This window comes from Alteribacillus bidgolensis (assembly GCF_002886255.1).
GTDB lineage: Bacteria > Bacillota > Bacilli > Bacillales > Marinococcaceae > Alteribacillus > Alteribacillus bidgolensis.
Genome location: NZ_KZ614149.1, coordinates 3,830,845 through 3,856,309, shown reverse-complemented (window position 1 = coordinate 3,856,309; position 25,465 = coordinate 3,830,845). Strand labels below are relative to the sequence as shown.

Genomic DNA, 25,465 nt, shown 5'->3' with positions numbered 1-25,465 from the left:
TTACTTGTCTCCACTCGAATTTTGTTTGTTTTTATTTTTGGAATCATCGTCGTCATCTGCAAGTCCTTTGGTAGCATGTTTAAATTCTCGCAGCGTATTACCTGCTGCTCGTCCAAGCTCCGGCAATTTTTTTGGACCAAAAATAAGAAGTGCCACCAGCACAATTAATGCAATACTCCCTGGACCTAAAGGCATGTGAGCCACCTCCATCTAAAATAATATACCTCTAACTTAAAGGATAGTTTTTCAAAAAATATACAAGCGTTTGTAATTCAACAGACAAATCAATATGATGTACTCTTATATGATCCGGAACAGTTATGCGTGCAGGAGTAAAATTTAATATTCCTTTTATCCCTGCTTCCACAAGCGTATCTGCTGTCTGCTGTGCAACTGCAGCAGGTACAGTTAATATAGCAACAGAAGCGTCATTCTTTTCTTTCACCTGTTTGATGTTATCTAAATGATATATTTCTACACCGCTAATCTCTTCGCCGATAATGTCTTTTCTTACGTCAAAAGCGGATACTATCTGTGTGTTATCACTTTTTGAAAAATTATATTTAAGCAAAGCAGTTCCCAAATTACCGACACCAACCAGAAAGACTTTCGTCACTTCGTCCTGATCGAGTGTCTTTCGAAAAAAAGACAGCAAATAATCTACATTATATCCATATCCTTTTTTTCCTAAAGCTCCGAAGTAAGAAAAATCGCGGCGGATCGTAGCCGAGTCTACTTTAACTGCTTCACTAAGCTCTGTGGAGGATACGCGTTGTTTACCGGATGCATGTAAATTTTCTAAAAACCTGTAATAAAGCGGCAATCGTTTCGCAGTTGCCTGTGGTATTTTTTGTTGATCTATGTTCATAGCAGCCTCCAACAAGTTCTTCATTGTTCATCATCTTAAGTATATCACCTGCAACGACGAAGAAGTAATGTAATGCTTAGCTAAAGGGGTTGGACCTGCTTTTGCTTCTTTCCTATTGTACACTAATAATTGCTCGAATGTAATAGGGAGATCTATATTGAATGTATTGTTCACTTTTCTGCCATAGGAAATAATCATTCCTTTAACAGCCTATCATCGCGTTTTTATTAAATTTAAGATAGACTTGATATAGATAAACCTTAATAATAAAGGATGAACTTATATGATAGTTCTTCAATGTTCTAATATAACCAAATCATATGGTGCAGAAACTATTTTAGATAGTGTAAAACTTGAAATAAAATCTAATGAAAGGGTTGCCCTTGTCGGGCGTAATGGAGCCGGAAAATCTACCCTTCTTAAAATAATGGCCGGAAAGCTTTCTAACGATTCAGGAGAGATTATTACTCCAAAAGGTCTCCGGCTTGGCTACCTTGATCAGCACAGCGGTCTCCAATCTGATCGTTCCATTTGGGATGAAATGCTTACTGTATTTACAGAAGTTAAAAAAATGGAGCAGAATTTACGTCAATTAGAAGAAAAAATGGCTGACCCTTCTGTTTATAGTGATGAAACAGCTTATGAGAAAATACTAGCAGAATACGATGTGCTCCAGCATTCTTTTAGAGAAAAAGGCGGATATCAATATGAAGCTGATATCCGCAGTGTTCTCTCAGGGTTGAAATTTGGAAATTTTGACTATGACACATCTATCGCTTCTTTAAGTGGAGGCCAAAAGACAAGACTTGCATTAGGGAAACTTCTTTTATCAAAGCCGGAACTGTTGATATTAGATGAGCCGACAAACCATCTTGACATTGATACACTCGGCTGGCTCGAAAATTATTTATCCAATTACAACGGTGCAGTGCTAATCGTATCCCACGACCGGTATTTTTTAGACAAAATCGTATCAAAAGTCTATGAAGTAGCACGCACGAAAGCATCAGTGTTTCATGGCAATTACAGCAGCTACCTCGAAGAAAAAGCCAATCGTTATGAGCAAGACCTAAAGGCCTTTGAAAAGCAGCAAAAAGAAGTGAAAGAACTAGAAGATTTTATTCAGCGGAACATTGTTCGTGCTTCTACATCTAAGCGGGCTCAAAGCCGACGTAAAAAGCTCGAAAAGATGGAGTTGATGGACAAGCCCCAAGGCGCACAAAAATCGGCAAATTTCTCGTTTGATATTGAGCGCCAAAGCGGAAATGAAGTATTGAACATTTCTGATTTGAGCGTTTCCTACAAAGACGAACCGCCAATTATTACCAACATGAATTTAGATGTAAAAAAACAAGAAAGTATTGCACTCATTGGCCCTAATGGTATTGGAAAATCGACTCTTTTAAAAACAATTGCTGGTAAAATCGCCGCTCTTCACGGAAACATTCAATTCGGCAGCAAGGTTACAGTTGGCTATTATGATCAAGAACAAGCGGATCTTCATTCTAATAAAGATGTCCTGCATGAACTTTGGGATGACTACCCGCTTACTCCAGAAAAAGAAATTCGCACCGTACTTGGAAATTTTCTTTTCAGCGGCGATGATGTCTATAAACACGTATCAGAGTTAAGCGGTGGAGAAAAGTCTCGTCTTGCCCTAGCTAAATTGATGATGAAAAAAGCAAATTTCCTTATTTTTGACGAACCGACTAACCACCTTGATCTAGATAGCAAAGAAGTGTTAGAGTCTGCTCTTTTAGATTATCCAGGAACCTTATTATTTGTTTCCCACGACCGTTACTTCCTAAATCGAATGGCAACAAAGATCGTAGAACTAACAGAAGACGGCCTTCAAGAATACCTTGGTGACTATGACTATTATCTAATGAAAAAAGATGAAGAACAGCAGCGTCAACAACTCCGTGCGGAAAGGGAAGCAAAAAGCGGCAAGGATAAACTCTATTCTAATGAAGGGCAAGACAAGGAAGCATTTATTCAAGATAAAGAAGCCAAAAAAGAAGCCCGCAAGCGAAAAAGAGAAATCGACAAAATCGAACAGGAAATCGAGCAGTTAGAAGCATCCATTGAAGCGCTTGAAGAAGAAATGCTCAAGCCCGAAGTGTATGAAAGCCATGAAAAAGCAGGAGAGATTCAGCAGCAAATCAGTGATGTGAAAACATCTCTTGATGAAAAAATGAATCGTTGGGAAGTTCTTCAACTCGAAGAAGCTTAATTAAAAGGAAGGAAAACCGCAGTATAGCAGCGGTTTCCTTCTTTTTTATTTATGCTGGCTTTTATCAAAGGACCAAACATAGCGAGCGCATAGTAAAAAAAACATAGATGTAGAAGCAGCTACTGCACCAGAGTCATTTAATAGCAGCAAAAAGACAGACCCCATTGCTCCTGCCCGGAGTACATCTTGTTGAGATGGCTGTAACGTCTGTGCGGACTCAAATAATAGATATAGAGCAGCTATCACATAGCTGGTTAATAACAATTTTGTCCAATTGGAATGCATTATAATTTTCACATTCATTTGCATTTTTCTTGAAATGATAGATAAAATTTCTCCCCACTCTCCTTGCAGCATCAATTGAAATGCCCCGCCTATGTGGGACATTTCACCGAACTGCTGAAACACCCATAATAATCCTAACAGTCCCAAAAATACACATACACCATTAAGTATTAACCGTTTAGGATGAAACTTAGTGCTAGTTGTCGTTTTTAAAACCAGCGTAAAAAACATCAAACCTGAGGCCAGCATCACCCCTGCGTTTTTCCCAAAAATAGAGGCCCCTAAGATGATTAAAAAAACTAGAATCCAGACCCATATAATCTTGCTTCTTTCCTTCCAAAACGGCTCCAAAAATAAAATAGCGGCTGCAGTAAAAAAACCGCCCAGTTCGTTTCCTATCCCCCCATAACGCGCTCCAATTAAAGGGTCATAGCCAAGATAAGAGCGCTGAATCAACGGGGCGCCTAAAAAAAGATCGAGACTCAAAACAGCTAGCATTGCAAGTGATACAATCCAAACAGTTCTTTGTTTGCCCCACCTTGCCGCGAGTGCACCGCTTCCTATAGAAAAAAAGCTTACAGCAGCAAAGTATAATGGGACAGAAACAACTCCCCTTCCAAATATTAATGGAGCTAATGTAAACGAAATCGGTGATATCATTCCTGCCAGCACTGCGCTTTTCAAAACAAAAGTCGCTGCAGTGCTGTTTTGTTTATTCCCCTTCCAATATAAAAAGCCTGCCACTAACAGGATGACCAATAACGTAATATAAGTAGACAGAACAGAAGCACGCGTAACATGAATATGCGCAGCACCAGCCGTTTCTTTTTTCATTTCATGCGCTATACCCTGTTTTTCTTCACTAATTAAATAATTTCCATTCCACTTTCTCGGCGCTTCTAGACCAAAAGTTTTTAAGAAGCTAGGTGCTACATCTAAACTGCTGCCAAGATATTGTTGTTTTACCGTTGGAGAATAAAATGCAGAAGATACAGGTAAATGTTGATCCCATTTGACAAACGGTACCATTTTTAATCCTTGTTCAATACTTTTAGAAGGCGGCGCCATCCCTAAGAGAAAAATAGGGTGATCACTAGTTCTTAATTCTGTAATGAATTGACGTAGTTCACCAAAAACTTCTTTTTCTTTCTTGGATGAGGGAGATGAAGGGTGGTTTTGACGATAAATATCGCCCCATTCCACCACTGTCCACGTGGAGGCGTATTGTTGCTGTACTTTTTTTATTTGCTCCACAATTTGTTCCACATCCATCACATAACCACCCGGAGCCTCCTCTTCCTTTTTCACCCCCGCTTCTCGGTTCCCCGCTGTTTCCCCAAGTTTATCCACCGTAAAAAAAGGAGCAAAAGAAAAGGTCTCCTGATAAAAATCACTATGGCCTATAAAACTCGAATGTACATTATTTGTCTGTAATATTTCACCTAGCATTCCTATTTCTGCTTGATGTGTTGTTTGCTTATTTTCATTTTTATATTGTTTAAAGGCGGGAAGGGTATATTGATTTTCAAAGGTATTGATGGGAAATTGAACTTCAAGCGGATGAAACATTTTATTACTGCTTGTGGCAGGCATACCAGAACTTAACGTTAATGTTTCACTGAGTGGAGAAATACGTCCTTCTGTTACGCGGTTTAACATAATTGCAGATGCATTTATCCACAATTTGTCATCTTCTTGTTCCATAAGCTCAAAAAATCCCTCTGAAGAAAGCCCCGGAACCAAAACGAGGACAACATGAGTGTTCTCCTCTTCTTTTGCTTCACTAAGAAAAGGAAAAGAAACAATCACTATTAAAATTATCCACAGAAAAAATATTGTTTTTCTAATCATTTTGATTCCTTTCTTTCAGAATATTTCAACTATCCACACTATCAACAGACTTATCAACATATATATAACTATTTACACAGGTCTTTTTACGTTTGTACACAACTTACTTCACTTATCCACAACCAATATCATTGTTAACAACATCATTATTTACGGTTTTAGCCTGCAAAATACTTCTCCACATTATCCACAACTATTTATCCCCATGTGCATAACTACCCTAATCGTCATGGGTAAAGTTGTCGTTTATAGGGCTGCTGCCTCTTTTGGCCGAGAATCGATGAGTTTTCTTTCCATCATGATGGGGATGTCTTCGTTTTACTTATCTCTTTTCCAATAAAATGTATGGTTTTCTAACCGTTTTAGAAAAATTGGACTTTCGCTAAGTCCAATGGACAAAAGCCTTCATCATTATTATACTTTGTTCCTTTAACAAAATTAAACTTTCTTAAAGAATAAAGAAAACTTGGCTAGCGCCAAGCCTTAGGTGAAGGAGATTGCCTAGTTGCACTTATACTGATTTCCTCAAAATTTTGGCTACGCCGATGATACATCCATGCTAAAATTTTATACTTTCCTATCAGTGTAAAAAAGCTTGGCCTATATTAAGGCCAAGCCTGGTACGCCGTTTAAATCCCAGCCAGCAGTTATATTTTTTTTCCACTGTACATGAGCTGCTGCGCCAATCATTGCTGCATTATCTGTACAAAGAGAGAACGGTGGAATCGTTAATTCCACTGAAGAAGAAGCAAACGTATTGGACATTGCTGTACGGAGACCCTTGTTAGCAGCCACTCCGCCTGCTAACACTATTTGTTCTACTTTATAATGGTCTGCTGCGCGTTTTGTTTTTTCCGTTAATACTGTAATCACGCTTTGCTGAAAACTAGCGGCTAAATCTTCAGACCGTATCGTTTCTCCGCGCTGTTTTGCATTATGAAGCGTATTGATCACCGCAGATTTTAAACCGCTAAAACTAAAATCATAAGAATCGGGTTCAAGCCAGGCAATCGGCAATTCTATATTTGGAGTCCCTTCTGCAGCCAGTTTGTCAATATGAGGGCCGCCGGGATATGGGAGTTCTAATGTACGTGCTACCTTATCATAAGCCTCTCCCGCTGCATCATCTCTCGTTTGACCAATCACTTCATATTCCCCTTCATCTCTAAGCAGTACGAGTTCTGTATGGCCGCCGGACACGACTAGGGCTAGTGCCGGATAACGCCAAGGCCGCTCGAGGCGCGCCGCTTGAATATGTCCTGAAATATGATGTACCGGCAAAAGAGGAAGACGACGAGCATAAGCTACTGCTTTAGCAGCATTCACCCCCACTAACAGAGCACCAACCAAACCAGGCCCTTCTGTCACGGCTACGGCATCTAGATCATCGAAAGTAACTTCCGCCTTCTCCATTGCTTCTTCTATAGTCCACGTGATATTTTCAGTATGATGACGAGAAGCAAGTTCAGGAACTACTCCGCCAAACCGTTTATGACTTTCTATTTGAGAGGCGACCACATTCGATAAAATGTGTGCTCCTCCTTGTACTACGGCTGCTGCGGTTTCATCACAGCTTGTTTCAACAGCTAAAATAATTTCATTTTCTTTCTTCTGATTGTTTATATTCATCTATATTCACCCACATTACGAGAGCATCTTCATAATTATCTGTATAATAGCTTTTTCGAATTCCACCAGCCTGAAAACCAAGTTTTTTGTATAGGGACTGAGCAGCCATATTACTTACTCTTACTTCAAGTGACATTGTTTTTGCGCCATACGTAAATGCCATTTCTAATGCATTAATAAGTAAAGTCTCTCCAATTTTTCTCCCTCTATAAGAAGAGTGAACAGCAATATTTGTAATATGCGCCTCATCTATTATGATCCATACCCCGCAATAGCCTATAATTTCTTCTTCCCATTCAGCTACCAAGTAATGAGCAAATTGGTTATTCGTTAATTCATTGACAAAGGCATATCTTGTCCAAGGAATTTGAAAAGCATTATGCTCTACCCGGAGAACCCCCTCAAGGTCCTTTTCCTCCATAAATCGAATAGTTGGAAAATTACCCATCGTTTTTCTTTCCTTTATTCGATGCAAGCCAGTTTTTTTCAGCTTCAGTTAATTGGGTGTATTCAGGAACAAGTTCATGCGAAGAGATAGATTCTCCTTGATTTAAAACAACCTCGAGTAATTTACTTGGTTTTGGGAGCATATCCGAAAATTCTCCGTATACTACTTGGCGGCTCAGCTTTTCCTGTATAGATTCTTTATGTTTATCCCACTCTTGACTTAAAAACAAGACAGACTCCTGTTTTTCTTTTAACAAATCAATCCAGTCTTCAAGTATAATAATTCTATCTTGTTCAACTTCTGTCACACAACCATTATCTGATGTGTATAAACCCGTATACACTTGTCCTCTTCTTGCATCCATAAAAGGACAAATATATCCTGAAAAATACTTACCGTTTTGTGCAATCATTTGAAGACTAGAAATTCCGTATATAGGTATATTTAATGCCCACGCCATCGATTTTGCCGTGGTCACCCCTATGCGGACGCCTGTATATGAACCTGGCCCTTTTGCTACTGCTATGGCGTCCAGTTCTTTCGGTTCTATTTCAAGCTCGTTCATTAAATGATCAATGGCCGGCATCAGCCGAAGAGAGTGGTTCTTTTTGAAATTCGTTATATACTCCCCTAGAAGTTTATCATCTTCCGCCAAAGCAGCACCCATGACGTGAGTAGAAGTATCAATCGCTAAAATTTTCATTTTTTTGCAGCTCCTTGCATAGTCCGTTAAACCTTTTTCCAACAGCATTCAAATGAATACTTCTATCCGTTTCGCTCATTCTTTTTATCGTTATTTCTAACCTATCAATAGGAAGCAGATTTTTGATTTTGTCTGCCCATTCAATGACACAGACCCCTTCTCCTTCTAAGTATTCTTCTATTCCTAATTCTTCCGCTTCCTCTTCTTCTAACCGATACACATCCATATGATAAAGAGGAAGAACCCCTGTATATTCTTTTATGATCGTAAAGGTAGGACTGTTCACAACTTCCTTTATTTCTAATGCTAAAGCAATCCCTTTTGTAAAATGAGTTTTCCCGGCACCTAGTTCACCATCTAAGGTAAGTACGTCTCCTTTTTGTAAACAGTGGCCAATATATTGAGCTATGTTCATTGTTTCATCCGGAGAAGTACTTAAGATTTCCAGCTGCATACACCATTCACCTGACTTTCTCGTAGGCCTTAGGTAGGTATTTCTTACCTAAAGTGATTATATCCTTGCTTTTGTAAAGATTCTTTTTTTTCACCATCAATTAACGTAACAGAAGGATGGCCTTCTTTCACACGGCCTATCTTATAAAGTACAATGCCTTCTCGCTTCATGGCTTCCTGCAATTTTAACCAATCGCTCTCGCTTACCGTTCCAACGATTTCAAAATCTTCTCCACCGTATAAAATCCACTGCCAATACTTATTTTCTGAAAATAAAAGAAGCTCTTCTGCAACAGGAATTTGGTTTTTGAACAGCTCTATGGATGTACCGCTAGCTTCAGCAATCTCAAAGGTTTCACTGGCAAGACCATCACTAATATCGTTCAACGCAATTCGAGCTTGAAGTTTTAAAGCCGTACGTCCAGCAATTATTTTAGGTTTTGGGCGCTGGTGATGATTTATTAATACTTTTTCTTTTTCATTAAAATCTGAAAGACGTCCCTTGTTCAGAAGTATATCCAGCCCTGCTGCTGATCGACCGGTTGCACTCGTAAGAAAAACATAATCACCCGGTTTGGCATTACCCCTTAATAATGAAGCATTGTGTTCGACTTTCCCATATACTGTTACTGATATCATAAGCTCATGTGGAGAAGAAACTGTATCCCCTCCTATCATATCTATTTGATAAAAAGCTCCTAAATCCGTTATTCCGTTGTAAATCCCTTTTAGTTCATCATCGGACCAAGTACCCGGCACAGCTATGGAAACCATATAAAATACAGGAATTCCACCCATAGCAGCAATATCACTAAGGTTAACTGCTAATGCTTTATATCCAATATCCTCGGGACTCATCGTTTTTTTCTTAAAATGAACATTTTCTATCATGGTATCTACACAAAGAAGCTGATTATACTCCGTTTCTGAAGCAAAAACAGCCGCGTCATCTCCAATTCCTTCTATGAGACTCTTTTGAAAATGGCGTTGGGGCGTATGTTGACGAATCCATTCAAATTCATCCTTTGGCACAGAACCTCACCCTTACAGATATTTGTTTCTTACAGTTTAACGCATTCGTTTAAATAAATCATTTATTGACCATTCTTTTTGATTGACAATAATGATTATTTATCACATATTTGCAATACTCGGCTTGCCGCCGGGCCCTTATAGCGAAAGTCGTAGTTTTACTTATACTTTGATCCTTTAACAAAGTTAAACTTCCAAAAAGTACAAAAAAAAAGCCTTCGTCAGGCTTTATGTGCTTATATCGTATTAATTTAAATTGGTTGCGGGGGAAGGATTTGAACCTTCGACCTCCGGGTTATGAGCCCGACGAGCTACCAGACTGCTCTACCCCGCGATATGAAAAGGAATATAATGTTTATCTCTTAACGCCACGTATATAAATATATCACAGCCGTATGAAGGATGCAACCCAAAAAAATATTTTTTCATTGTTAAGATGTGACAAATATGTTACATTATAATAAAGAATATTCAGACTTTAAAGGAGGGCGTTTCATGACTGCCTGGAAATACTTGCGTTCGGCTCTATTAGCAAACTTTGCGGTAATTGCAACCTTTGTTTTCCTGCCGATTTTTCTTCTTACCGATAATATAAGTATTTACCAGGATTTGATCAACTATTTAAACAAATCATAGACAAGCTTTGTTAGAAAAACTTGAATTGACGCGAAGTCCTTATGGCGGAAGCCTTAGTCTTTTCTTATCCTTTATTCCTTTAGCAAAAAGGGCGTTCGCGGTTTTAGTAAAAGATCTTCAATATTCTAGACAAAGAAAAAGCAGCACTTCCATCTTTAGTGGGTGTGCTGCTTTTGGTTTTTTATATCTTTGCTAGTGATAATGCTTCAGAAAATCCATCTATAATATCATCTGCATCTTCTATTCCAACGGAAATTCTAGCTGTTCCTTGCGAGATACCGAGCTCGCTTCTAATTGATTCAGGGACAGTGCGGTGAGATGTATTTAACGGATATGAGACGGTCGTTTCCACTCCTGCAAGAGTTGGAACGATTTTTATCCAGCCAAGGGAACGGAAGAATGTATGGACGTCATACCCCTCTCCTAAATCTACACTAACCATTGCGCCATTGCCTTTAGAGGAAAGACCTTCTGGGTAATAAACAACGGAAACGTTTGTACTCTCACGAAACCATTCTGCTAGTTTTGCAGCATTTTCAGCTTGTTTTGCCATTCTGACACTTAACGTTTTTAGTCCTCTGCAGGCAAGCCATCCTTCGAAAGGACTTAAATTAGCTCCAATGTTAATCATCTTTTTCTTCGCTTTTGCTATTAAATTAGTATCCCCAATTAGTACGCCTGCTGTCACATCACTATGGCCGCCAATATATTTCGTCGCACTATGGACCACCAAATCTGCGCCTTGAAGATAAGGCTGGCAAAAATAAGGTGTGGCAAACGTATTATCAATCATCACACGCAGTCCATGTTTTTCCCCCAGTTCTAGCAGCTTCTCTATATTTTCCACTCGAAGGAGCGGATTGGTAACAGCTTCTGCATATAAAAGTTTTGTGTTCTTTTGGATTGCTGCTTCTATGTCATTCAAATTTTTGAAAGAGGCAACCGATACTTCAACCCCCCATTCTTGAAGCTCTTGTTGAAATAATTGATATGTTCCACCATAAAGATCTTGGGGCACAATAATGTGCTCCCCTGGTGATGCTATAGATAACACCCCTGTTAATATAGCGGACATTCCAGAAGAAGTGGCTATACCTGCTGGTGCTTCTTCTAATTGCGCAACCCCAAAGCCAAGATCATCGGTATTAGGATTGCTGTACCTTGAATACAAGTGATCCTTTTCACCGTGAAAATATTGTTCCATGTCATCTAAATCTTTAAAAGAAAATGCAGACGTTTGATAAATCGGTTTTGTTTTACTTTTGTTTTTCTCTCCATCATCCATTTGAAAATGTACGGCCTTTGTATTAAAACGTTTTTTCATCTCTCATCCACTCCTATGTGTCTATCCCATTTTCGTGTTGTTATGGCTTGTGTTCGAGCGCAAACGCTAAGCTGGCAAATTGTTTTCTTTCTTTTAGAAACAATGAATGCGCTTCTTGCAAACTTACTTTTTTAAATGTAATTTTTTGCCCGGGCAATACTTGTGCTGCTTTTGGGAGGTCTACCGTTATAATATTAGCTATTCTAGTATAACCTCCTGTTGTTTGCCTGTCTGCCATTAAAATCATCGGCTGCCCATTAGAAGCTACTTGTATCGTACCAAACGTTACCGCATCTGAAAGAATATCTGCTTTATTTTTTTGGGTGACATTAGGGCCCGATAATCTAATTCCCATTCTATCTGATTCATTTGTAACAGTAAAAGCCGATGTAAAAAAAGACTGAATTGCACTTTTTTCGAAAGCAGTATATTCCTGTCCCTCTAGTACTCGAAGTTCTTGAATACTTGGATAAGAGGGAATTAATTCGGAATGTACGCCTTTTCTAGTTGACAAAGAATTGCAGGGAACTGTAAACGTGAGCTTATCTCCTTTTTGTAAAGCCCGACCTTCAAACCCGCCTAATTTTGCTTTTACATACGTTGATTTACTTTTTAAAACTTGTTCCCCATTAATTCCTCCGCTAACAGCCAAATAGGCACGAGCACCTTGTTTTGGTCCTTTGAACGATAATTCATCTCCATTTTGTACCGTAAAGGTTTTCCACATTGGAACCGTTTCTCTGTTTAATTCTGGCTGCAGATCCCCTCCTGTTATTGCTATGACTGCTTGTGAAGCAAAAGAGAGTAGCGGTCCTGTCATCGTTATTTCAAGAACTGCTTCACGTAAGTGATTTCCTGTAAGCATATTTGCAATCGTAAATGCATAGTAATCCATCACTCCTGCAGGCGGAATACCTTGACTTTGAAAACCAAATCGTCCTAAATCTTGAACTGTTGTAAACATACCTGGTTTTTTTACATAGCAAAGCGTTTCTTTAATCATTATTAGTTCCCCACAGCTTCTATAATAATTTTATTGTCTTCTAATACCGACCTTAATTGCTGCACAAAAAGTAAGGATTCTGGATTATCTCCATGCACACAGATGGTGTCCACTTTTTTATTTAATACGGTGCCATCAACAGCCCGTATTTGGTGATTTTTAATCATTTGCAATACATTTTCTGAAGCTTCTTCAGCGTTATGTATGACAGCATCTGGAAAGCTTCTTGGTGTGAGCGTTCCATCAGGTTGATAAGTACGGTCCGCAAACACTTCATTGGCTGTCTTCAGCCCTATTTTTTCTCCAGCTTTTATTAATTCACTTTCTGATAGTCCAAATAAAATAAGACCAGGATCTATGTCATATACGGCTTCAGCAATTGCTTGGGCCATTTCAAAATCAGAACTAGCCATATTAAATAAAGCACCATGCGGTTTTACATGCTGCATGGAAATCTCTTCTGCCCGGCAGAACCCATAAAGGGCTCCTACCTGATAAATAACAAGTTTGTGAATTTCCTCGGCGTCCAGCTGCATCTTTCTTCTTCCAAAACCAGCTAAATCAGGAAAACCTGGATGAGCCCCGATTGCTGTTCCTGATTTTTTAGCGATTGCCACCGTTTTGGCCATCACATTATGATCTCCAGCATGATAACCGCAGGCAATGTTAGCAGAAGTAATCAGCTCTAGCACCTTTTCATCTTCACCGATTTTATAAGCACCAAAGCTCTCCCCAAGATCGGAATTTAAATCCACTTTAAGGCTCATACATCTTCCTCCTTCACCATTTTCACCTCATATGTACCTTCTTTTATTTGTCTCTCTATTTTTTCATACATTGTATCAGTTATGGAAAAAAACCGTATATAATGCCCTGCTTCTAATAACACTGGACTTTCTTTCGTTACATCAAACAGTTTGACGGGGGACCGGCCAATAATATTCCAGCCTCCTGGGCTGTCTAAAGAATAAACCCCTGTCTGATCCCCGGCTATTCCAACCGATCCCGCTTTTACTAATGATCGTGGAGTAGTCAGCCTTGGAGTAGAAAGCGTTTCATCCATACCGCCCAAATAAGGAAACCCAGGGGTAAATCCAAGCAAGTATATAAGATAATCCCTCGCTGTATGAAGGTCTATTACCTCATTAATCTCTAATTGATTATGAGAAGCTACTTTAACTAAATCAGGGCCAAACTCTCCTCCATAACAAACAGGGATTTCATACACGTTTGCAGGTGGAATGTCTATCTGTTTGGCGTCATTACACAATTGCATCACTTGTTTTTTTAAGGTGTCAAAAGTAAGTAGCGCAGGATCAAAATGAATTGTCACAGCCGTATAAGACGGCACCCATTCTGAAATTCCGTTTATTTTATTTCCCTCTAAAAGCATAGAGAAAGCTCTAATTCTCTGATTTATTTTTTTAGAGATAGAAGTTCCAAACACAACTCTTAAACCGCTATCTCCCATTGCTTCCATTCGTATAGGATGCATACATATATCTCCTCTTCCTTAAAAAAAGTTCTGCAGCTGAGTCAGTAATGTGCGTATCCCCAGTACCGCAGTCCCAATGGCTACTATTCCTCCGAATACAGTCATCCATAGCGGATGAGTATAATCTTTCACAATCTCTTTATAGTGAGCTGCTAACAACACAGAACCTAAAGTTAATGGTAATATTAAACCATTAAATGCTCCAGCAAAAATTAATAAAAATACTGGTTCCCCAACTACCGCAAACACAAAAGTAGAAAATACAATAAAACCAATCGTCCAATATCTTTTATTCTTCTCGATACTTGGATGAAAGGACGTTAAAAAAGATACAGAGGTATAGGCAGTGCCTACTACTGAAGTAATACCTGCCGCCCAAAGGACAAGCCCAAACAACCGAAGACCAATTCTCCTGCTGCTGTTAAAAACACCGTAGCAGTTGGATTATCCGGGTTTAAGGTAACATCACCTGAAACGACACCTAATACAGCTAGAAAAAGAAGCACCCTCATGATAGAAGCTACAATAATTCCTGTAATAGAAGTGTTAGTAACATGCCGTAAGTTTTCTTTCCCTGCTATACCAGCATCTAGCATCCTGTGTCCTCCAGCAAAAGTAATATACCCGCCAACTGTTCCGCCTACCACTGTTATGATAGTCATAATATCTATTTCAGCCGGGGCCGCAGTACGTAATAACGCTTCAATATAAGGAGGCGAACTAACTAGCATGACGTATGCTGTTAAAAAAATCATTAATGCTACCAACACTCTAACAATCCGGTCCATAGCGGTGCCAGCTTCTTTTACAATAAAAATAATAATACAAATTATTGCTGTAATAATTGAGCCGATTGTTGTTGAAATACCAGTAAGTGCATTGAATCCCAATCCGCCTCCGGCTACATTTCCAATATTAAAGGCAAGACCTCCCAGTACAATAAAAAAAGCGACAACATGACCTAGACCAGGTAAAACGGCATTCGCTATGTCCTGTCCTTTCATTTTAGATACAGCAATAATAGCCAAATGTTCATTTGAGCTCCAATATCTAATACGATAGAAGCTAAAATAACGAACGCAAAACTAGCTAGTAATTCCTATGTAAAAACAGCAGTTTGTGTTAAAAACCCCGATCCAATAGCAGAGGTTGCCATTAAAAATGCAGCGCCTGCCATGACACTTAATCGCTTTTTTTGATGTGCCGGTTCATTCATCTTTTTCCCTCCATAAAGTGAAACCTTGCTGTCCTAGTATTTTTCACCCTATTTTTCTTGATTATGTAAAAGATAAACTACCACATTTTCACTATTAGTTACCAACATATTATAACAGAACATAAGAAAAACTCGGCTTTCCGCCATGTAAATGAAACCACTCTAATAAATGGGGGGCAGGAGTGGTTGATTCCTGCTCTAATTGATTTATAGTGATGATGTAATAAGAGGCACATCGCTGAAGCCAGACGCACTGCATTTGATCACCTTCTTAAACAATACAAAAAAGCTGCCAGAATTCTATTCTGACAGCTTTCATTATGGCCTGGCAGCGTCCTACTTTCACAAAGGGTTGCCCCTTCATTATCATCGGCGCTGAAGAGCTTAACTTCCGTGTTCGGCATGGGAACGGGTGGAACCTCTTCGCTATCGTCACCAGACTTTGGGTGGAGTCGTTTGATCATCGTCTCATAGGAGACAACATCTCAACGATCCTTTTCTTGATAGGGAATTGCTCCCTCAAAACTGCACAACGAAATACATGAGCCGCTCTACGAGGCGCTTACCTTTGTTTTGGATAAGCCCTCGACCGATTAGTATCTGTCAGCTCCACGTGTCACCACGCTTCCACCTCAGACCTATCAACCTTGTCATCTGCAAGGGGTCTTACTAGCTTGGCGCTATGGGAAATCTCATCTTGAGGGGGGCTTCATGCTTAGATGCTTTCAGCACTTATCCCGTCCACACGTAGCTACCCAGCCATGCTCCTGGCGGAACAACTGGTACACCAGCGGTGTGTCCATCCCGGTCCTCTCGTACTAAGGACAGCTCCTCTCAAATTTCCTGCGCCCGCGACGGATAGGGACCGAACTGTCTCACGACGTTCTGAACCCAGCTCGCGTGCCGCTTTAATGGGCGAACAGCCCAACCCTTGGGACCTACTTCAGCCCCAGGATGCGACGAGCCGACATCGAGGTGCCAAACCTCCCCGTCGATGTGGACTCTTGGGGGAGATAAGCCTGTTATCCCCAGGGTAGCTTTTATCCGTTGAGCGACGGCCCTTCCATACGGTACCGCCGGATCACTAAGCCCGACTTTCGTCCCTGCTCGACTTGTAGGTCTCGCAGTCAAGCTCCCTTTTGCCTTTGCACTCTGCGAATGATTTCCAACCATTCTGAGGGAACCTTTGGGCGCCTCCGTTACTGTTTGGGAGGCGACCGCCCCAGTCAAACTGCCTACCTGACACTGTCCCTGGACCGGGTTACGGTCCGAGGTTAGAATTTCCGTACAGCGAGGGTAGTATCCCACCGACGCCTCCACCGAACCTGGCGGTCCGGTTTCCAAGGCTCCTACCTATCCTGTACAAGCTGTACCAAAATCCAATATCAAGCTGCAGTAAAGCTCCATGGGGTCTTTCCGTCCTGTCGCGGGTAACCTGCATCTTCACAGGTATTATAATTTCACCGGGTCTCTCGTTGAGACAGTGCCCAAGTCGTTGCACCTTTCGTGCGGGTCGGAACTTACCCGACAAGGAATTTCGCTACCTTAGGACCGTTATAGTTACGGCCGCCGTTTACTGGGGCTTCAATTCGGAGCTTCTCCCAAAAGGGATAACCCCTCCTCTTAACCTTCCAGCACCGGGCAGGTGTCAGCCCCTATACTTCGCCTTGCGGCTTCGCAGAGACCTGTGTTTTTGATAAACAGTCGCTTGGGCCTATTCACTGCGGCTCTCCAAGGCTATTCACCCTAGAGAGCACCCCTTCTCCCGAAGTTACGGGGTCATTTTGCCGAGTTCCTTAACGAGAGTTCTCCCGAGCGTCTTAGAATTCTCATCCCACCTACCTGTGTCGGTTTGCGGTACGGGCACCTCTTCCCTTGCTAGAGGCTTTTCTTGGCAGTGTAGGATCAGGAACTTCGGTACTATTATTTCCCTCGCCATCACCGCTTCGCCTAATGATGAACGGATTTGCCTGTTCATCGGCCTTACGGTTTGGACGCGCTATTCCAGCAGCGCGCTTACCCTACCTTCCTGCGTCCCCCCGTCACTCAAACGGGAAGGAGGTGGTACAGGAATTTCAACCTGTTTTCCATCGCCTACGCCTTTCGGCCTCGGCTTAGGGCCCGACTAACCCTGAGCGGACGAACCTTCCTCAGGAAACCTTGGGTTTTCGACGGAAGGGATTCTCACCCTTCTTTTCGTTACTCATACCGGCATTCTCACTTCAAAGCGCTCCACCGGTCCTCACGATCCGGCTTCTCCGCCCTTTGAACGCTCCCCTACCACGCACACCCGATGGTGTGCATCCACAGCTTCGGTGATACGTTTAGCCCCGGTACATTTTCGGCGCAGAGTCACTCGACTAGTGAGCTATTACGCACTCTTTCAATGATGGCTGCTTCTAAGCCAACATCCTAGTTGTCTAAGCAACTCCACATCCTTTTCCACTTAACGTATACTTAGGGACCTTAGCTGGTGGTCTGGGCTGTTTCCCTCTCGACTACGGATCTTAGCACTCGCAGTCTGACTCCCGGATAACAAGTCGCTGGCATTCGGAGTTTGACTGAATTCGGTAATCCTGTAGGGACCCCTAGTCCAATCAGTGCTCTACCTCCAGGACTCTTTTATCCGAGGCTAGCCCTAAAGCTATTTCGGGGAGAACCAGCTATCTCCGAGTTCGATTGGCATTTCACCACTACCCACACCTCATCCCCGCAATTTTCAACTTGCGTGGGTTCGGGCCTCCAGCAGGTGTTACCCTGCCTTCACCCTGGACATGGGTAGATCACACGGTTTCGGGTCTGCGACCGCATACTGTACGCCCTGTTCAGACTCGCTTTCGCTTCGGCTCCGCGTCTTCCGCTTAACCTTGCATACGATCGCAACTCGCCGGTTCATTATACAAAAGGCACGCCGTCACCCATAAACGGGCTTCGACTACTTGTAGGCACACGGTTTCAGGATCTCTTTCACTCCCCTTCCGGGGTGCTTTTCACCTTTCCCTCACGGTACTGGTTCGCTATCGGTCACTAGGGAGTATTTAGCCTTGGGAGATGGTCCTCCCGGATTCCGGCGGGGTTTCCCGTGCCCCGCCGTACTCAGGATCCACTCCGGAGGAAACAGCGTTTCGACTACCGGGCTCTTACCGTGTCTCGCGGGCCGTTCCAGGCCGCTTCGCCTACGCTGTTTCTTGGTAACTCCGATGGAGTGTCCTACAACCCCAGGGTGCAAGCACCCTGGTTTGGGCTGATTCCGTTTCGCTCGCCGCTACTCAGGAAATCGCATTTGCTTTCTCTTCCTCCGGGTACTAAGATGTTTCAGTTCCCCGGGTCTGCCTTCTCACACCCTATAGATTCAGGTGCGGATACCATCCCATTATGGATGGTGGGTTTCCCCATTCGGATATCCCCGGATCAAAGCTTACTTACAGCTCCACGGGGCGTTTCGCCGTTCGTCGCGTCCTTCTTCGGCTCCTAGTGCCAAGGCATTCACCGTGCGCCCTTTCTAGCTTAACCTTACAAAGGTAGTTGTATCATTCTAAAACACGCCTCGAAAGTCTCACAATCATGGTCATGTACTGACCACCTTGATGAAACTCCGGTGTATTCTTTGGCTCTTGCATTCGTTATCCAGTTTTCAAGGAACAACGGACAGGATGTCCTGCCTTCGGCGTTGTCACAGGACGTGACGTACTTAGCCGAAGATCATTCATTGAGAGTTCTCCTCTCAAAATTGAATGAAAGTCACAGCGTCCGCTCCCTGGATCATGAGATCCAGCGGAGCTCGACTCGGAAAATACTCCGTAGAAAGGAGGTGATCCATCCCCACCTTCCGGTAGGGATACCTTGTTACGACTTCACCCCAATCACCTGCCCCACCTTCGGCGGCTGGCTCCCATAGGGTTACCTCACCGACTTCGGGTGTTGCAAGCTCTCGTGGTGTGACGGGCGGTGTGTACAAGGCCCGGGAACGTATTCACCGCGGCATGCTGATCCGCGATTACTAGCGATTCCGGCTTCATGCAGGCGAGTTGCAGCCTGCAATCCGAACTGAGAATGGCTTTTTGAGATTCGCTTCACCTCGCGGCTTCGCGTCCCTCTGTACCATCCATTGTAGCACGTGTGTAGCCCAGGTCATAAGGGGCATGATGATTTGACGTCATCCCCACCTTCCTCCGGTTTGTCACCGGCAGTCACCCTAGAGTGCCCAACTGAATGCTGGCAACTAAGGTTAAGGGTTGCGCTCGTTGCGGGACTTAACCCAACATCTCACGACACGAGCTGACGACAACCATGCACCACCTGTCATTCTGTCCCCCGAAGGGGAACCTTCCATCTCTGGAAGTGGCAGAAGATGTCAAGACCTGGTAAGGTTCTTCGCGTTGCGTCGAATTAAACCACATGCTCCACCGCTTGTGCGGGCCCCCGTCAATTCCTTTGAGTTTCAACCTTGCGGTCGTACTCCCCAGGCGGAGTGCTTAATGCGTTTGCTGCGGCACTAAGGGCGTCGAAACCCCTAACACCTAGCACTCAACGTTTACGGCGTGGACTACCAGGGTATCTAATCCTGTTCGCTCCCCACGCTTTCGCGCCTCAGCGTCAGTTACAGGCCAGAGAGCCGCCTTCGCCACTGGTGTTCCTCCACATCTCTACGCATTTCACCGCTACACGTGGAATTCCGCTCTCCTCTCCTGTACTCAAGTTCCCCAGTTTCCAATGACCCTCCACGGTTGAGCCGTGGGCTTTCACATCAGACTTAGGAAACCGCCTGCGCGCCCTTTACGCCCAATAATTCCGGACAACGCTTGCCCCCTACGTATTACCGCGGCTGCTGGCACGTAGTTAGCCGGGGCTTTCTGATCGGGTACCGTCAAGGTGCCGGCCTATTCGACCGGTACTTGTTCTTCCCAGATAACAGAGCTTTACGATCCGAAAACCTTCTTCACTCACGCGGCGTTGCACCGTCAGGCTTTCGCCCATTGCGGATGATTCCCTACTGCTGCCTCCCGTAGGAGTCTGGGCCGTGTCTCAGTCCCAGTGTGGCCGATCACCCTCTCAGGTCGGCTACGCATCGTTGCCTTGGTAAGCTCTTACCTCACCAACTAGCTAATGCGCCGCGGGCCCATCTTGCAGTGTAAGGAACAAGTCCCTACTTTTACAATCAAATCATGCGATTTGATTGGTCATCCGGTATTAGCTCCGGTTTCCCGGGGTTATCCCAGTCTGCAAGGCAGGTTGCCCACGTGTTACTCACCCGTCCGCCGCTCGTTCCACATGCGTCACCCCGAAGGGATCTGCCTGCTTCCCGCGCTCGACTTGCATGTATTAGGCACGCCGCCAGCGTTCGTCCTGAGCCAGGATCAAACTCTCCAATAAATTGGTTCGTCTGATACAAGCTGTATCTTACATAACAATTAAAGAAATTAACAGACGCTTGACTTTCATTCAATTTTCAAAGGACAACTTAGCGCTCTCTTTCAAAGCGACAAGTATTATCATAACAAGTTGCTAAAACAATGTCAACAACTTTTTATCACTTTTTTGTGGTGGGCCTGAGTGGACTTGAACCACCGACCTCACGCTTATCAGGCGTGCGCTCTGACCAACTGAGCTACAGGCCCAAATTATTTCTTTTTTTGCATTGAAGCATAAAAAAAGAACTATTGCTCCATATTTAATTATAGAAGAAATAAAATGGAGCGGGTGATGGGAATCGAACCCACGACATCAGCTTGGAAGGCTGAGGTTTTACCACTAAACTACACCCGCGTGTAATGGTCGGGAAGACAGGATTCGAACCTGCGACCCCTTGGTCCCAAACCAAGTGCTCTGCCAAGCTGAGCTACTTCCCGTTTACTTAATAAAGACTAGATACTATATTCATTAATTCTTGTGTCAATAATTTCGAAGGAACTAATTATCTATTATACTACTTAAAATTCTGTTATGCAATAATGAATTTCATTGTTATTAAATATTTTTAAATGGCGCGCCCGAGAGGAGTCGAACCCCTAACCTTCTGATCCGTAGTCAGACGCTCTATCCAATTGAGCTACGGGCGCATATTTATGGTGCGGTCGAGAGGACTTGAACCTCCACGGGATTAACTCCCACTAGGCCCTCAACCTAGCGCGTCTGCCATTCCGCCACGACCGCGCAGACCAATTGTTTTTCAAAATAAAATGGTGCGGGTGGAGGGACTTGAACCCCCACGTCAGAGACACTAGATCCTAAGTCTAGCGCGTCTGCCAATTCCGCCACACCCGCGTGTTGATGGCTGGGCCAGCTGGATTCGAACCAGCGCATCACGGAATCAAAATCCGATGCCTTACCGCTTGGCTATGGCCCATCAATATTTGTTATTATTTTATTATAAAGTGGCGGGCCTGACGGGAATCGAACCCGCGATCTCCTGCGTGACAGGCAGGCATGTTAACCGCTACACCACAGGCCCATTTTTTGAATAATAATCTGCGAATCTCTTCGTCAGCTGCTGTCGTTCTGTCAGTCACGTACTTTTGTACGCTCCTTCCTTCTCTCCCTTGCTTCCTCGACCTTCTTGGTTATTATTCAAAAAGGTGATTGGATCAAGGGGCGACTCTTTGTTAGGATATCTTTTTTGATTACATTACTTTACTTCATTCATGTCAAATCCGCTAGAATCATTGTTATCAATGGAAGTGGTGGAGGGTGACGGGATCGAACCGCCGACCCCCTGCTTGTAAGGCAGATGCTCTCCCAGCTGAGCTAACCCTCCGAAATTGGTGACCCGTAGGGGATTCGAACCCCTGTTACCGCCGTGAAAGGGCGGTGTCTTAACCACTTGACCAACGGGCCGAAATATTCATGGCGGAGAAGGAGGGATTTGAACCCTCGCGCCGCTCGCACGACCTACTCCCTTAGCAGGGGAGCCCCTTCAGCCACTTGGGTACTTCTCCTAATGGCTCCACAGGCAGGATTCGAACCTGCGACCGATCGGTTAACAGCCGATAGCTCTACCACTGAGCTACTGTGGAATATTTTTTATTAAGTTTGTGTTTTTTATCTCGCTGTTTTTCAGCGACAATGTATATTGTAACGAATCATTTACACCGTGTCAATAAGTTTTTTCTTTTTTTTAACGCGAGTGTTCCGTGGTTTAAGATCTGTCGTCTCAAGCGACTTTTATAATGTAACACAGGCAGCAAAAAATGGTCAAGCGGATTCTTATATTTTTTTTATTTCCCCCTTACATTTTCCACACAAGTACTTAGATGTATCCATTTTTCGGTATCTTCTATACTGCGCACTACAAGCCATACACTGATAAAAGTGGACTTTTTTGTTTCTATTTTTCGTTCCTGGTATTCCCTGACAATGTCTTGACCCGCCGACTTTCTTTAACAAACGTTTAAAGTCTTGATCCCGGTGCTTATACCCTTTTCCTTCAATATGTAAATGGTAATGGCAAAGTTCATGTTTAATTATTGAAATCAATTCTTCTTTTCCAAACCATTCGTAATGTTTAGGATTGATCTCAATATTATGGGAAGTTAATAAATAACGCCCTCCTGTTGTTCGTAAGCGTTTATTAAACAATGCTTTATGCTTAAAAGGCTTCCCGAAAAACGTTTGAGAAATTTCTTTTGTGATCTGGTTCAATTCCTTGTCCTGCATTTCTAAAACTTGCCCCTTTTTTGTAAACTCTGACAAACTGTAAGGCATATACTAATGTTACCAAACGATAAATTTTTTCGCTTGAATTTTATAAACCATACAGGAGGTCATGCGGAATGCCTGGCTGGTTCATGCGGCAGCTCGAAAAAGCATTTCTTGAAAAAAACCGTCAGGAGATCCGGGTACTCAACCAATGCTGGTTCGATTACCAATTAAAACAAAAAAAAGCTGGCCGTTAATATTTCCCGGCCAGTTTTTTTATCAACATGTATGTAACGATATACCATCAAAAGAATGAGAATACATTAATTTTCAATAAAGACTAAGGCTTGCCGCCATTTAGACTTGGCGGCAAGCCAATTTTTTATTAAATTACGTTGTTTGTTTTTCCGGCTGAATCATCGTTAAATCAATTCTTCCCTTTTTCACATCAACATCATCTACCCATACATTTACTACATCACCAACAGCAACTTCTTCCATTGGATGTTTGATAAAACGTGAAGCCATCTTAGAAATATGCACAAGTCCGTCTTGTTTAACACCTATGTCAATAAATGCTCCAAAATCAACAACATTTCTAACCGTTCCTTGAAGTTCCATTCCCTTTTCCAAGTCGTCCATTTTCATAATTCCCTTTTTTAGAACCGGAAGCGGTAATTTGTCTCTTGGATCTCTATTCGGCCGTTTTAAATCTTCCACAATGTCTCGGAGAGTCGGCACCCCTACGTTTAGTTTTTCAGCAGTACCTTCTATATTTATTTTCTCTAACTTTTCTGTAATGGATGGATCACCAGCTTCATTTGCTTCGGCACCGATTATGTCTAAAAGCTTCAGTGCTGCATCATAACTTTCTGGATGAATTGCTGTTCGATCTAACGGTTCTTTGCCGTCAGGAATCCGTAAAAATCCAGCTGCCTGCTCATACGTTTTTGCTCCTAGTCGCGGAACTTTTTGAAGTTCTTTACGTGAATAAAACATCCCCTGTTCGTCTCTTGCTTTTATGATGTTATTTGCTACTGCTTTTGATAATCCAGCTACATACTGCAACAAGCTTGACGATGCACTGTTTACATTGACCCCCACTTGGTTCACTGCTGTTTCTACTACAAATCTTAATGAATCATTTAGTTTCGATTGAGATACATCGTGTTGATACTGCCCTACCCCCACCGACTTTGGATCAATTTTCACCAACTCAGCTAATGGATCTTGAAGACGCCTTGCAATAGAAACGGCACTTCTTTCTTCTACCTCTAAATCGGGAAATTCTTCACGTCCTAAAGTCGATGCAGAATATACACTGGCTCCCGCTTCACTTATAATAAGATATGAGACGTCTTCTGTAAGCTCAGGAATAACTTCGGCGATAAATTCTTCCGTTTCTCTAGACGCTGTTCCATTTCCTATGACAATTATTTCAATCGAGTATTTTTCCAGCAGCTTTTTTATTAAAGCTTTTGATTTTTCTACCTCTTTTTTGGGAGGTACTGGATACATCACATCTGTATAAAGCAATTTTCCTGTTTCATTAATAACAGCAAGCTTACAGCCTGTACGGTAAGCCGGGTCCACTCCAAGAACGACTTTCCCCTTAACAGGAGGCTGCAGCAGCAGATTCCTAAGATTTTCGGAAAAAATATGAATAGCCTGTTCCTCCGCTTTTTCTGTCAATTCCTTACGAAGTTCCCTTTCGATAGCTGGAGCAACCAATCGTTTATATGCGTCTTCGTATGCTTTTTCTAAGTAAGATACTGATGGAGAACCAAACCGTTTAATAACATGCTTTTCAAGGAAGGAATGTATTGGATCCTCTTTTGTTTGGATTGAAATTTTTAGTATACCTTCTTTTTCTCCGCGATTCATCGCAAGAACTCGGTGAGAAGGAATGTTTTTAAGCGGTTCTTCAAATTCATAATACATTTCGTAAATATCTTGAGCATCTACTTGATTTTTCTTCTTTGCAGATATGATATAACCGTTTTGAAATGTCATTGTTCTAATTTTTTTTCTAACATCCGGGTCGTCTGCTATCCATTCAGCAATAATATCCATTGCACCTTGTAAGGCCTGATCCCTCGTTTCAACCTCTTTTTCCTCTGACACATAGCTGTTTGCTTCCGCTTCTATGTCTCCTTCTCGAGGCTGAGAAAAAATATGGGAGGCCAGCGGTCCTAACCCTTTTTCTTTGGCAGTTGTTGCTCTTGTTCTTCGTTTTTGACGATACGGCCGGTACAAATCTTCTACTTCTTGTAATTTATTTGCAGACTCAATTGATAAGGCTAATGCTTCTGTCAATTTTCCCTGCTCATCAATCAGACGCAGTACTTCTTGTTTTCTTACATTTAATTGTTTTCCATATTCCCAAGATTCTTGAACAGCACGAATTTGTACTTCATCAGCACCACCGCTTTGTTCTTTTCTGTACCGTGCAATAAACGGAACGGTATTACCTTCCTCGAGTAAATGTATAATATTTTTAACAGATCTTGTTTTTAATTTTAGATCTTTTGTTATATTTTCAATGAGAACTTCTTCATTCTTAGCTTTTACTTCCATTACACAACGAACTCCTTTTTGTATTTTCTATGTATGAGTTAAATCAGTTTGCATAAATTCCTTTTCACTATATCATA

18 protein-coding genes, 13 tRNA genes, 3 rRNA genes and 1 pseudogene are annotated in these 25,465 nt (G+C 42.4%); 3 read left to right on the top strand and 32 right to left on the bottom strand.

The features are described 5' to 3' along the window. Window positions 1-195: a twin-arginine translocase TatA/TatE family subunit gene (locus CEF16_RS19195; protein WP_091585394.1), complete on the bottom strand. Its 195-nt coding sequence runs from the start codon at window positions 193-195 to the stop codon at window positions 1-3. 31 nt (window positions 196-226) lie between these two features. After that, window positions 227-868 (bottom strand): redox-sensing transcriptional repressor Rex, encoded by a 642-nt coding sequence (locus tag CEF16_RS19190; RefSeq protein WP_091585390.1) that lies wholly within the window; start codon window positions 866-868, stop codon window positions 227-229. 283 nt (window positions 869-1,151) lie between these two features. On the opposite strand from CEF16_RS19190, the gene CEF16_RS19185 reads away from it, so the two are divergent. Continuing rightward, window positions 1,152-3,101: an ABC-F family ATP-binding cassette domain-containing protein gene (locus CEF16_RS19185; protein WP_091585388.1), complete on the top strand. Its 1,950-nt coding sequence runs from the start codon at window positions 1,152-1,154 to the stop codon at window positions 3,099-3,101. A 45-nt stretch (window positions 3,102-3,146) separates the two neighbouring features. Here the strand turns inward: CEF16_RS19185 and CEF16_RS19180 are convergent, their stop codons facing one another. The 7 genes from CEF16_RS19180 to CEF16_RS19150 all read right to left on the bottom strand — a co-directional run bounded on the left by CEF16_RS19180 (window position 3,147) and on the right by CEF16_RS19150 (window position 9,836). After that, window positions 3,147-5,237 (bottom strand): hypothetical protein, encoded by a 2,091-nt coding sequence (locus CEF16_RS19180; RefSeq protein ID WP_091585386.1) that lies wholly within the window; start codon window positions 5,235-5,237, stop codon window positions 3,147-3,149. 600 nt (window positions 5,238-5,837) lie between these two features. Continuing rightward, a complete protein-coding gene (gene tsaD / locus CEF16_RS19175; RefSeq protein ID WP_091585384.1) occupies window positions 5,838-6,866 on the bottom strand; it encodes a tRNA (adenosine(37)-N6)-threonylcarbamoyltransferase complex transferase subunit TsaD in 1,029 nt (342 codons plus the stop codon). Next, window positions 6,835-7,314 (bottom strand): ribosomal protein S18-alanine N-acetyltransferase, encoded by a 480-nt coding sequence (gene rimI / locus CEF16_RS19170; protein WP_091585382.1) that lies wholly within the window; start codon window positions 7,312-7,314, stop codon window positions 6,835-6,837. The genes tsaD and rimI overlap by 32 nt, the downstream gene beginning before the upstream one ends. Beyond that, window positions 7,307-8,017, bottom strand: coding sequence for a tRNA (adenosine(37)-N6)-threonylcarbamoyltransferase complex dimerization subunit type 1 TsaB (tsaB, locus tag CEF16_RS19165; protein WP_091585380.1), 711 nt, complete (start codon window positions 8,015-8,017; stop codon window positions 7,307-7,309). Before tsaB ends, rimI begins: the two co-directional genes overlap by 8 nt. After that, entirely contained in the window at window positions 7,998-8,471 is a 474-nt protein-coding gene (gene tsaE, locus CEF16_RS19160) for a tRNA (adenosine(37)-N6)-threonylcarbamoyltransferase complex ATPase subunit type 1 TsaE (RefSeq protein WP_091585379.1), read from the bottom strand. Before tsaE ends, tsaB begins: the two co-directional genes overlap by 20 nt. Before the next feature lie 44 nt (window positions 8,472-8,515). Next, window positions 8,516-9,502, bottom strand: a complete 987-nt coding sequence (gene thiL, locus CEF16_RS19155) for a thiamine-phosphate kinase (RefSeq protein ID WP_091585378.1) — start codon at window positions 9,500-9,502, stop codon at window positions 8,516-8,518. Between the two features lie 257 nt (window positions 9,503-9,759). Further along, window positions 9,760-9,836 (bottom strand) — tRNA-Met (locus CEF16_RS19150). 161 nt (window positions 9,837-9,997) lie between these two features. On the opposite strand from CEF16_RS19150, the gene CEF16_RS23920 reads away from it, so the two are divergent. Then, window positions 9,998-10,138: a hypothetical protein gene (locus tag CEF16_RS23920; protein ID WP_170032147.1), complete on the top strand. Its 141-nt coding sequence runs from the start codon at window positions 9,998-10,000 to the stop codon at window positions 10,136-10,138. Window positions 10,139-10,319: 181 nt separating this feature from the next. Here the strand turns inward: CEF16_RS23920 and CEF16_RS19145 are convergent, their stop codons facing one another. The 22 genes and pseudogenes from CEF16_RS19145 to CEF16_RS19045 all read right to left on the bottom strand — a co-directional run bounded on the left by CEF16_RS19145 (window position 10,320) and on the right by CEF16_RS19045 (window position 22,829). Further along, on the bottom strand, window positions 10,320-11,462 hold the full coding sequence (locus tag CEF16_RS19145; protein WP_091585377.1) for a trans-sulfuration enzyme family protein: 1,143 nt from the start codon (window positions 11,460-11,462) through the stop codon (window positions 10,320-10,322). Between the two features lie 40 nt (window positions 11,463-11,502). After that, the gene (locus CEF16_RS19140; RefSeq protein ID WP_091585372.1) at window positions 11,503-12,465 is read right to left on the bottom strand and encodes a 5-oxoprolinase subunit C family protein; all 963 of its coding nucleotides are present in this window, start codon (window positions 12,463-12,465) and stop codon (window positions 11,503-11,505) included. A gap of 2 nt (window positions 12,466-12,467) precedes the next feature. Continuing rightward, window positions 12,468-13,232: a LamB/YcsF family protein gene (locus tag CEF16_RS19135; RefSeq protein WP_091585370.1), complete on the bottom strand. Its 765-nt coding sequence runs from the start codon at window positions 13,230-13,232 to the stop codon at window positions 12,468-12,470. Then, window positions 13,229-13,960 carry a 5-oxoprolinase subunit PxpB gene (pxpB, locus tag CEF16_RS19130; RefSeq protein WP_091585368.1) on the bottom strand — a complete coding sequence of 244 codons (732 nt, stop codon included), beginning with the start codon at window positions 13,958-13,960 and terminating at the stop codon, window positions 13,229-13,231. The genes CEF16_RS19135 and pxpB overlap by 4 nt, the downstream gene beginning before the upstream one ends. Before the next feature lie 18 nt (window positions 13,961-13,978). Then, a pseudogene (locus CEF16_RS19125) lies at window positions 13,979-15,176 on the bottom strand (NRAMP family divalent metal transporter). 109 nt (window positions 15,177-15,285) lie between these two features. Further along, window positions 15,286-15,435 carry a hypothetical protein gene (locus CEF16_RS23915; protein ID WP_170032144.1) on the bottom strand — a complete coding sequence of 50 codons (150 nt, stop codon included), beginning with the start codon at window positions 15,433-15,435 and terminating at the stop codon, window positions 15,286-15,288. A 64-nt stretch (window positions 15,436-15,499) separates the two neighbouring features. Further along, window positions 15,500-15,616: ribosomal RNA gene (gene rrf / locus CEF16_RS19120) — 5S ribosomal RNA — on the bottom strand. 133 nt (window positions 15,617-15,749) lie between these two features. Continuing rightward, a 23S ribosomal RNA gene (locus CEF16_RS19115) occupies window positions 15,750-18,689 on the bottom strand. A 291-nt stretch (window positions 18,690-18,980) separates the two neighbouring features. Beyond that, window positions 18,981-20,549: ribosomal RNA gene (locus CEF16_RS19110) — 16S ribosomal RNA — on the bottom strand. Together the 16S, 23S and 5S rRNA genes with 12 tRNA genes alongside form the textbook arrangement of a ribosomal RNA operon. Window positions 20,550-20,717: 168 nt before the next feature. Beyond that, window positions 20,718-20,794: transfer RNA gene (locus CEF16_RS19105), tRNA-Ile, on the bottom strand. A 74-nt stretch (window positions 20,795-20,868) separates the two neighbouring features. Next, a tRNA-Gly gene (locus CEF16_RS19100) sits at window positions 20,869-20,942 on the bottom strand. 6 nt (window positions 20,943-20,948) lie between these two features. After that, window positions 20,949-21,025 (bottom strand) — tRNA-Pro (locus CEF16_RS19095). Window positions 21,026-21,158: 133 nt separating this feature from the next. After that, window positions 21,159-21,235 (bottom strand) — tRNA-Arg (locus CEF16_RS19090). A gap of 7 nt (window positions 21,236-21,242) precedes the next feature. Further along, window positions 21,243-21,329 (bottom strand) — tRNA-Leu (locus CEF16_RS19085). 27 nt (window positions 21,330-21,356) lie between these two features. Then, window positions 21,357-21,440, bottom strand: a tRNA-Leu gene (locus tag CEF16_RS19080). A 7-nt stretch (window positions 21,441-21,447) separates the two neighbouring features. After that, window positions 21,448-21,522: transfer RNA gene (locus CEF16_RS19075), tRNA-Gln, on the bottom strand. Between the two features lie 29 nt (window positions 21,523-21,551). Then, a tRNA-Asp gene (locus tag CEF16_RS19070) sits at window positions 21,552-21,627 on the bottom strand. 227 nt (window positions 21,628-21,854) lie between these two features. Then, window positions 21,855-21,930 (bottom strand) — tRNA-Val (locus tag CEF16_RS19065). Between the two features lie 5 nt (window positions 21,931-21,935). After that, a tRNA-Glu gene (locus CEF16_RS19060) sits at window positions 21,936-22,010 on the bottom strand. A gap of 10 nt (window positions 22,011-22,020) precedes the next feature. Continuing rightward, window positions 22,021-22,111: transfer RNA gene (locus CEF16_RS19055), tRNA-Ser, on the bottom strand. A 3-nt stretch (window positions 22,112-22,114) separates the two neighbouring features. After that, window positions 22,115-22,189, bottom strand: a tRNA-Asn gene (locus CEF16_RS19050). 190 nt (window positions 22,190-22,379) lie between these two features. Next, window positions 22,380-22,829 (bottom strand): SprT family protein, encoded by a 450-nt coding sequence (locus CEF16_RS19045; RefSeq protein WP_091584798.1) that lies wholly within the window; start codon window positions 22,827-22,829, stop codon window positions 22,380-22,382. Between the two features lie 116 nt (window positions 22,830-22,945). On the opposite strand from CEF16_RS19045, the gene cmpA reads away from it, so the two are divergent. Continuing rightward, window positions 22,946-23,068 carry a cortex morphogenetic protein CmpA gene (gene cmpA, locus CEF16_RS19040; RefSeq protein WP_091584796.1) on the top strand — a complete coding sequence of 41 codons (123 nt, stop codon included), beginning with the start codon at window positions 22,946-22,948 and terminating at the stop codon, window positions 23,066-23,068. Between the two features lie 133 nt (window positions 23,069-23,201). Here cmpA and CEF16_RS19035 read toward each other — a convergent pair whose 3' ends face one another. After that, entirely contained in the window at window positions 23,202-25,388 is a 2,187-nt protein-coding gene (locus CEF16_RS19035) for a Tex family protein (RefSeq protein ID WP_091584794.1), read from the bottom strand. Window positions 25,389-25,465 lie beyond the last annotated feature (77 nt).

What these genes read in the sequence shown, in the direction of transcription:
- pxpB (WP_091585368.1), bottom strand. Translation starts at nt 13,960, where the DNA reads ATGCATCCTATACGAATGGAAGCAATGGGAGATAGCGGTTTAAGAGTT.
- CEF16_RS19190 (WP_091585390.1), bottom strand. Translation starts at nt 868, where the DNA reads ATGAACATAGATCAACAAAAAATACCACAGGCAACTGCGAAACGATTG.
- tsaD (WP_091585384.1), bottom strand. Translation starts at nt 6,866, where the DNA reads ATGAATATAAACAATCAGAAGAAAGAAAATGAAATTATTTTAGCTGTT.
- CEF16_RS19185 (WP_091585388.1), top strand. Translation starts at nt 1,152, where the DNA reads ATGATAGTTCTTCAATGTTCTAATATAACCAAATCATATGGTGCAGAA.
- rimI (WP_091585382.1), bottom strand. Translation starts at nt 7,314, where the DNA reads ATGGGTAATTTTCCAACTATTCGATTTATGGAGGAAAAGGACCTTGAG.
- CEF16_RS19195 (WP_091585394.1), bottom strand. Translation starts at nt 195, where the DNA reads ATGCCTTTAGGTCCAGGGAGTATTGCATTAATTGTGCTGGTGGCACTT.
- tsaB (WP_091585380.1), bottom strand. Translation starts at nt 8,017, where the DNA reads ATGAAAATTTTAGCGATTGATACTTCTACTCACGTCATGGGTGCTGCT.
- CEF16_RS23920 (WP_170032147.1), top strand. Translation starts at nt 9,998, where the DNA reads ATGACTGCCTGGAAATACTTGCGTTCGGCTCTATTAGCAAACTTTGCG.
- CEF16_RS19180 (WP_091585386.1), bottom strand. Translation starts at nt 5,237, where the DNA reads ATGATTAGAAAAACAATATTTTTTCTGTGGATAATTTTAATAGTGATT.
- CEF16_RS19045 (WP_091584798.1), bottom strand. Translation starts at nt 22,829, where the DNA reads ATGCAGGACAAGGAATTGAACCAGATCACAAAAGAAATTTCTCAAACG.
- cmpA (WP_091584796.1), top strand. Translation starts at nt 22,946, where the DNA reads ATGCCTGGCTGGTTCATGCGGCAGCTCGAAAAAGCATTTCTTGAAAAA.
- CEF16_RS19140 (WP_091585372.1), bottom strand. Translation starts at nt 12,465, where the DNA reads ATGATTAAAGAAACGCTTTGCTATGTAAAAAAACCAGGTATGTTTACA.
- CEF16_RS19145 (WP_091585377.1), bottom strand. Translation starts at nt 11,462, where the DNA reads ATGAAAAAACGTTTTAATACAAAGGCCGTACATTTTCAAATGGATGAT.
- tsaE (WP_091585379.1), bottom strand. Translation starts at nt 8,471, where the DNA reads ATGCAGCTGGAAATCTTAAGTACTTCTCCGGATGAAACAATGAACATA.
- CEF16_RS19035 (WP_091584794.1), bottom strand. Translation starts at nt 25,388, where the DNA reads ATGGAAGTAAAAGCTAAGAATGAAGAAGTTCTCATTGAAAATATAACA.
- CEF16_RS23915 (WP_170032144.1), bottom strand. Translation starts at nt 15,435, where the DNA reads ATGCAGTGCGTCTGGCTTCAGCGATGTGCCTCTTATTACATCATCACT.
- CEF16_RS19135 (WP_091585370.1), bottom strand. Translation starts at nt 13,232, where the DNA reads ATGAGCCTTAAAGTGGATTTAAATTCCGATCTTGGGGAGAGCTTTGGT.